Origin of the sequence: Chromobacterium sp. (assembly GCF_041912965.1) — a bacterium.
Lineage (GTDB): Bacteria > Pseudomonadota > Gammaproteobacteria > Burkholderiales > Chromobacteriaceae > Chromobacterium > Chromobacterium aquaticum.
This window is the reverse complement of record NZ_JAYSGF010000051.1, coordinates 22,191-29,623: the sequence shown is the minus strand read 5'-3', so window position 1 is coordinate 29,623 and position 7,433 is coordinate 22,191. Positions and strand designations below refer to the sequence as shown.

Below are 7,433 nucleotides of genomic sequence, written 5' to 3'. Positions count from 1 at the left end.
GAACACCGCCCTTTCACGGCGGTAGCCGGGGTTCGATTCCCCGTGGGGACGCCAGCATTAGCAAAAGCCCGTCATGGCAACATGGCGGGTTTTTTGTCATTCCGCCGCCCCGTTTCAGCGCTCCGCCCAGGCCAGCGTGGCCGCATAGCCCTCCGGCGCGGGCAAGGCCCAGGCCCGCGTCGCCGGCCAGCGGTCAGGTTCGGCAATGCTCAAAGGCAGTTCGCCCCGCGCCAGTCCGGTGGCGGCGAATGCGGACAGATGCTGGGCAATGCCCACGCCCCAGGCTTTCAACACCGCTTCCTTGATGGTCCACAACTGAAAGAAGGCCGCCACGTCCTGGCCGTGCCGGCACAATTCCAGTTCCTCCGGCCGCAGCGTCTGTTCCGCCAGCGCCGGCACGTCGCGCATGGGCTGCACCGTTTCGATGTCCACGCCCACCTGGCCGCCATGCGCGATGGCGATCAACGCGTAGGCGCCGGAATGCGACACATTGAACACCGGCGCGCCGGGCAGACTCAAGACCGGTTTCCCATGCGCGCCCAGCTCAAACATCAGCGCGTCCGGCGCCAGGCCGGTTTCTTGCGCCAGCAGCCTCCTTAAGGCCAGCCGGGTCAGCGCGAACTGCAACTGATTGATGGTACGCAGATAGCGCAGGCAGCGCTTGCGCTCGTCCTGGCTCAAGCCCGCCAGCAGCGCCTCGTCCACCGGCCAATCCACATCCAGCCGCACGCGATACAGGCGCAAGGCCTGCGGCGCGCCCGCCGGGCTGGGCAAAAGCTTGATCAAAGCGTTCAGGTCCATCCGCCTCTCCGCGCAAAAACCGCCATTATCCCCGGCCAGCGCCGGCTAAGCCATGCCGTTTTGTGACCGCCGCGCCACAGCCGCGCCCTTTTCGCTCGCCTCAAGGCCTGTTCCAGGTTGAATTCGATAATGAGAATCGTTACCATTTGGCCATGGATAAATTCATGCACGCCCACACCGCCTCCAAGCCCGGCACCGGAACCAGCGCTGCCAGCCTGCCCCCGGTGCTGCGCAGTTGCGAACTGTTCGCCAAAGGCAAGGAAATCCTGATCGAACATCAGGGCGAAATGTATCGCTTGCAACTGACCCGCAACGGCAAGCTCATCCTGATCAAATAGGTCCCAGACCACACACACCGCAAGCCAGCCAAGACTAGCCAGCCAGCGGAAGCACCCAACCTTAGGAAGTTTGGAGTTTCCATGGCCTTATTTCGCGCCACCCCCTTGGTTCTGAGCCTGGCCGCCGCCTGGCCCGCGCTGGCGGCAACGCCGGCGGAACTGGAGACCGTTCAGGTCACCGCCCACCGCAGCAGCAAGTCGCTGGCGGAAACCGCGCCCAACGCCAGCGTGATCTCGCGCCACAAGCTGGACGAGCAACTGGTGCGCGATATCGCCGACGCGGTCAAATACGAGCCCGGCGTGGAAGTGGCCACCGATCCGGCGCGCCGCGGCAATGCCGGCTACACCATCCGCGGCATAGACGGCAACCGCATCCTGATGCTGATCGACGGCATCCGCCTGCCGGAATCCTATGCCGGCGGCGGCAACAATAGCGGGGCCATCTCCGGCCGCGACTACGTGGAACTGGAAACCCTGCGCGCCATCGACATCGTCAAGGGCCCCACTTCCAGCCTGTACGGCTCCGACGCCATCGGCGGCGTGGTCGGCTACCGCACCAAGACCGTGGACGATTTCGTGCCGGAAGAGCAAGGCGTGGGCGGCAGCGTCAAGGGCTTTGGCGGCACCGCCAACAATGGCTGGGGCAGCAGCGCCGGTGTCGGCGTCAAGGGCGAGCGCGCCGATCTGATGCTGCTCTACACCCACCGCAACGGCCACGAAACCGACAACCAGGGCAATAACGACAGCAGCAGCACGCTGCGCACCAAGCCGAATCCGCAAAGCTGGGACAGCGACAATGTGCTGGCCAAGCTGGGCTTCAAGCCGGCCGCCAACCAGCGGCTGGAACTGACGCTGGAACATTACCGGCGCGACACCGACAGCAATCTGCTGAACTCCTTGGGTCCCGGCCCGCGCAACGCCTACGTCGTCACCAACAATCAGGCGCAGGACCGTACCCAGCGCGACCGCGCGTCCTTGGCCTGGGAAGGCAAGCAGCTCGGCGCCTTCGACCGGCTGGCGGTGAAAGCCTATTATCAGAAGCTGGACAACGCCGACACCAATACCGAGTGGCGCAGCAACGGCCTGCGCATCTTGTCCGACTACGGCTTCAAGCAGGACAGCTACGGCCTGACCCTGGAAGCCGAGCACAACTTCCAAGCCCTCTCCGCCGAACACCAGCTGTTGTGGGGCGCGGACTTGAGCCGCACCGACACCAGCCGTCCGCGCCTCAAGACCCAATACAATCCAAACGGCAGCACCAGCAATATCGTCGGCGGCGAAACCTACCCCAACAAGACCTTCCCCGACAGCCGCTCCGAGCGCATCGGCCTGTTCGTCCAGGATGAGATCAAGTTCGGCAACGGTCTGGTGGCGTCTCCGTCGCTGCGTTGGGATCACTACAAGATGACGCCGCAGCTGGACCAAGCGTTCGCCAACGGCAACCCCAACAACTACCAGGTGCCCACCTTCAAGGACAGCGCCTTCTCGCCCAAGCTGGGTCTGAGCCTGCCGTTCGCCGATCACTACACCGGCTTCCTGCAGTTCTCCTCCGGCTTCCGCGCGCCGCCGTTCGACGACGCCAATATGGCGTTCACCAACCCGATTCAGCGCTATCAAGTGCTGCCCAACCCCAATCTCAAGTCTGAAACCAGCCGCGGCGTGGAACTGGGCCTGAAAGGCCAATGGGACAGCTTTGACTTCGGCCTCACCGCCTATGCCAACCGCTACAAGGACTTCATCGATCTGGCCGACATCGGCATGATCAACGGCCTGTCCGCCTTCCAGTACCAGAACATCGGCGAAGTCGAGATCAAGGGCGTGGAAGGCCGCGCCGCCTGGCGCTTCGCGCCGAGCTGGCGCGCGATGGCGTCCATCGCCTACACCCATGGCCAGAACAAGCAGAAGAACGAGCCGCTGGCCAGCATCACCCCGCTCAACGCCACGCTGGGCCTGCGCTACGACCAGGCGAGCTTCGGCGGCGAGGCCTTGCTGAAACTGGCCCGAGCCAATACCCGCCTGCCGAATATTGGGGCTCTGAGCGGCGGTCAAAGCCAGTCCTCGTTCCTGGCCCCCGGCTACGCCGTGCTGGACCTGACCGCTTACTGGAAGCCAGCCAAGAACACCACGCTGCGCGCTGGCGTGTTCAATGTCTTCGATCAGAAATACTGGAAAGCCGCCGACGTGCGCGGCAAGACCAGCAGCGACCGCACGCTGGACCTGTTCACCCAGCCTGGCCGCAACCTCAGCGCCAGCATCAAATACACCTTCTAACCGCGAGCGCCCGTCCCGTGGCGGGCGCCCGCTTTTGATCGCTCCAAGGAGAACCCGAATATGACCGACTTCAGCCAGCTGTGGGATCGCTTCCAAGTCCTGAAAGCCAGCCAGCCGAAACTGCGCGCGCGCGACGCCGCCGACGCGCTGGGCGTCAGCGAGGCCGAGCTGGTGGCCGCCGATCCGGCCAGCCAGGCCTTGCAGCCGCATTGGAACGACATTCTCAGCCAGATCGCCCATCTGGGTCCGGTGATGGCGCTGACGCGCAATCACGCCTGCGTGCATGAAACCACCGGCGATTACCGCAATGTGCAGATCGACGGCAAGATAGGCCTGGCCATCAACCCGATCATCGATCTGCGCATTTTCCTGTTCCATTGGCAGCATGCCTTCGCCGTCACCACGGCCAGCGCGCGCGGCGAGCAGCGCAGCCTGCAGTTCTTCGACCGTTTCGGCGAGGCGGTGCACAAGATCTACCTGACCGCCAATAGCGATCTGGCCGCCTACCAGCGCCTGGTGGACACCTTCGCCGCGCCCAAGGCCGCGCTGAGCATAGACCCACAGGAAGCCGAGGCGGCGGAGTTGGACGACGAGACCATCGACAAGGCCGGCTTCCAGCAGGAATGGCAGAGCTTGCAGGACGTGCACGCCTTCCATCCCTTCCTGCGCCGCTGGGGCGTGTCGCGCCAGCAGGGCTTCCGCCTGGCGCCGGAAGGCCAGGCCTGGCGCGTGCTGCCGGAAGCGGTGGAGCAGCTGCTGCGCCGCGCCGCCCATATCGAAGCCCCCATCATGGTGTTCGCCGGCAACCGCGGCATGATCCAGATTCACACCGGTCCGGTGCGCAATGTGCAGATCGTCGGCAACTGGCTCAATGTGCTGGACCCGCACTTCAACCTGCATCTGCGCACCGATCTGATCGCCGAGGCCTGGGTCACTCGCAAGCCGGGCGATCACGGCGTGGTCACCTCGCTGGAGCTGTTCGACGATAAGGGCTTGTCGCTGGCCACTTTCTTCGGCGAACGCAAGCCGGGCCAGGCGGAACGCGTGGAATGGATCAAGCTGCTGGGCGAGCTGCCGGCACTGGAGCGCGCCGATGTCGCCTAAATTCGCCTTCGCCGCCCTGCTGGGCCTGGCCGCCGCGTTGCCCGCCTGGGCGGTACAACGCATCGTGGTGATGACCCCCGACATCGCCGACATCGTGGTGGCGCTGGACGCCGGCAAGGAAGTCGTCGGCCGCGACCGTTCCAGCAAGTCGCCGGCGCTGGCTCAGGCGCAGGTGGTGGGCTTTTCCCGCGCGCTGAACGCCGAAACCATCGCCCGACTCAAGCCCACCCTGGTGCTGGGCAGCGCCGAGGCGCAGCCGCCGACGGTGTGGACCCAGCTGCGCCAGTTGCAGGTGCGCGCCGAGGAGGTGACGCGCCGCGAGGACGGCGCGGACTTCGCCGACGCGATCCGCAAAGTGGGACAGCTCTTGGGCCGCGACGCCAACGCCCAGCAATTGGCCAGCCGCTGGCAGCGCGAGATGGCGCCGCGCCCGGCGCGCGGCGTGCGCTACCTGGTCAGCTACGACGGCCAACTGGTGGCCGGCCGCGACACCGCCGCCGACACTCTGATCCGCGCCGCCGGCGGCGTCAACGTCGCCAGCCAGCTGTCCGGCTTCAAGCCTATGGCCCGCGACGCTTGGCAAAGCCTGCAACCCGACGTGATCATCCTGGGCAGCCACACCGGCGCGGTGCACGGCGGCAAGGAGGCCTTCTCCAAGCGGCCGGAAATCGCGTCCACGCCGGCCGGCAAGCAGGGCCGCATCTATCTGCTGCCGGCCAAGGACGCGATGATGGTGGGACTGAACAGCCCGGCGGTGGTCGAGCAGATGGTGAAGATGTGAGCGCGCTGAGCATGGAAGCCGCCGCGCCCAGCCGCGCTCGCTGGCTGCTGTTGGGCCTGATCGCCGCCAGCCTGCTGCTGCCGCTGTTGGCCTTGTCCAGCGGCGGCAACGGCCTGGCCTGGCCGGACTTCAGCGATCCATTGCTGACCCAGTTGCGGCTGCCGCGCATCGCCGCGGCGCTGGGCGTGGGCGCGGCGCTGGCCGCCAGCGGCGCGGCCTTGCAAGCGTTGTTTCGCAATCCGCTGGCCGACCCCGGCCTGATCGGCACGTCCAGCGGCGCGGCGCTGGCCGTGGTCAGCATGCTGGCCATCGGCGCCGCCGGCCTGTCCTTGCCGCTGGCCGCCTTCGGCGGCGGCCTGCTGGCCACCTGGCTGATCCTGCTGCTGGCGCGATTGGTGCGCGGCGGCCTGGCCGGCCTGCTGCTGATGGGCCTGGTGGTGGGCGCTTTCTGCGGCGCCATCACCAGCCTGATGATTTTCATGTCCGACGACCTGACCCTGCGCGCCGCCACCAGCTGGCTGGCCGGCAATCTGTCGTCGGCTACGTCGGAACGCCTGCTGGCCTGCCTGGGCGTGGCCGGCCTGGGGCTGTTGATCCTGGCCGCGGTCGGCCGCGATCTCGATTGCCTGCTGCTGGGCGAGGACGCCGCTCAGTCGCTGGGCATAGATGTGCGCCGCACCCGCCGCCTCACCGCCGTGGGCGCGGCGCTGGCCACCGGCGGCGCGGTGGCGCTGTCCGGGGTGATAGGCTTCGTCGGCATGATGATTCCCAATGCGCTGGCGCTGGTGCTGGGCGGCTGCCGCCGCCGGCTGATCCTGCTGTCGGCCTGGGCCGGTGCCTTGTTCTTGCTGGCGGTGGACACGCTGGCGCGCACCATAGTCTGGCCCATCGATCTACCGGTGGGATTGATGGCGGCATTCGCCGGACCGCCGTTCTTCGTCTGGGTGTTCCGGCGGCAACAAAGGAGTCTGACCAATGGCTGAGACCTCTACTCTGTGCGTGCGCCAGCTGGCCTACGATATCGACGGCAAGCGGATTCTGGACGACATCAACCTGGACCTGCCCGCTGGCCGCGTCAGCGCGCTGCTGGGACCCAACGGCGCCGGCAAGACCACGCTGATGCGCCTGCTGGCCGGCCTATCCACGCCCGGGGCCGGCGCGGTGCGCTTGGCCGGCCAATGCGTGGGCCGCATGGACGCGGCGGTGCGCGCGCGCCGCATCGCCTGGGTGCCGCAGCACATCCCCTCCGGGATTCCGCTGACGGTGCGCGAATTCGTGATGCTGGGCCGCATGCCCTATCTGGGCGCGTTCTCCCGCCCCAAGGTGGAAGACAAGAGCGCGGTGGCCGACGCGCTGGCCACGGTGGAGCTGGACGATTACGCCGACCAGCGGCTGGACCACCTGTCCGGCGGCGAGCGGCAGCGCGCGGCCATCGCCCGCGCCTTGGCGCAGCAGGCGCCGGTGCTGTTGCTGGACGAACCCACCAACCATCTGGATCTGCGCCACCAGCACCGCCTGCAACAATTGCTGCTGGAGCTGTCGCGCCAGGGCAAGACCGTGGTGCAGGTGCTGCACGACCTGGCGCTGGCGGCCAGCTATGCCGATCATGTGGCCTTGCTGGAGCAGGGCCGGCTGGTGGTGGCCGGCGCGCCGGAGCAGGTGCTGACGCCGGAACGGCTGCTGGCGGTCTACCGCTGGCCGGTGCGCTTGCAGCGCAGCGGCAATGACTGGCAGCTCAACGCCGCCCTGGCGCAGGCGCAGAAGCCCGCGGCGCTGGCGGCCGGCGCCTGAGAGCCTGTTCATAGCCTGCTGCGCGTCGGCGGGATGGATAGGTAAAGGGCGTTGAAAACAGCTTCGAAATGCTGATGTACCACTTGAGCATTCCGCTTTCTCAGCCGCAACGCCTTGTCTCGCCCTAGCTCGCGAGACTTTGAACAGACTCTGAGAACCTGTTTACGATCTGCTGCGCGTCGGCGATACGGCGTTGAAACCGAGCTCAAAATGCTCATGTACCACTTGTACATTCCGCTTTTTCGCCCGTTTTCGCCTTGTCTCGCCTTAGCTCGCGAGATCGGAAACACGTTCTTAGACTAGGTCCAAAAATAAAAACCCCCGGCTTGCTGAGGCGAGCCGGGGGT

The 7,433-nt window shown here is 66.5% G+C and carries 7 protein-coding genes; 6 read left to right on the top strand and 1 reads right to left on the bottom strand.

The features are described 5' to 3' along the window. Nucleotides 1-114: 114 nt before the first annotated feature. Nucleotides 115-801, bottom strand: coding sequence for a 4'-phosphopantetheinyl transferase superfamily protein (locus tag ACE3QM_RS20400; RefSeq protein WP_374424447.1), 687 nt, complete (start codon nucleotides 799-801; stop codon nucleotides 115-117). A gap of 164 nt (nucleotides 802-965) precedes the next feature. On the opposite strand from ACE3QM_RS20400, the gene hemP reads away from it, so the two are divergent. From hemP to ACE3QM_RS20370, 6 genes are all read left to right on the top strand, one after another. Continuing rightward, complete coding sequence (hemP, locus tag ACE3QM_RS20395; RefSeq protein WP_048409321.1) at nucleotides 966-1,139, top strand: hemin uptake protein HemP; 174 nt, start codon at nucleotides 966-968, stop codon at nucleotides 1,137-1,139. An 81-nt stretch (nucleotides 1,140-1,220) separates the two neighbouring features. Then, the gene (locus ACE3QM_RS20390; RefSeq protein ID WP_374424445.1) at nucleotides 1,221-3,410 is read left to right on the top strand and encodes a TonB-dependent hemoglobin/transferrin/lactoferrin family receptor; all 2,190 of its coding nucleotides are present in this window, start codon (nucleotides 1,221-1,223) and stop codon (nucleotides 3,408-3,410) included. Between the two features lie 60 nt (nucleotides 3,411-3,470). Further along, nucleotides 3,471-4,514, top strand: coding sequence for a hemin-degrading factor (locus tag ACE3QM_RS20385; protein WP_374424443.1), 1,044 nt, complete (start codon nucleotides 3,471-3,473; stop codon nucleotides 4,512-4,514). Further along, the gene (locus ACE3QM_RS20380) at nucleotides 4,504-5,295 is read left to right on the top strand and encodes a hemin ABC transporter substrate-binding protein (protein ID WP_374424441.1); all 792 of its coding nucleotides are present in this window, start codon (nucleotides 4,504-4,506) and stop codon (nucleotides 5,293-5,295) included. The genes ACE3QM_RS20385 and ACE3QM_RS20380 overlap by 11 nt, the downstream gene beginning before the upstream one ends. Beyond that, nucleotides 5,292-6,278, top strand: a complete 987-nt coding sequence (locus ACE3QM_RS20375) for a FecCD family ABC transporter permease (protein ID WP_374424439.1) — start codon at nucleotides 5,292-5,294, stop codon at nucleotides 6,276-6,278. The genes ACE3QM_RS20380 and ACE3QM_RS20375 overlap by 4 nt, the downstream gene beginning before the upstream one ends. Beyond that, nucleotides 6,271-7,086, top strand: a complete 816-nt coding sequence (locus ACE3QM_RS20370) for an ABC transporter ATP-binding protein (RefSeq protein ID WP_231463880.1) — start codon at nucleotides 6,271-6,273, stop codon at nucleotides 7,084-7,086. Before ACE3QM_RS20375 ends, ACE3QM_RS20370 begins: the two co-directional genes overlap by 8 nt. Nucleotides 7,087-7,433: the final 347 nt, after the last annotated feature.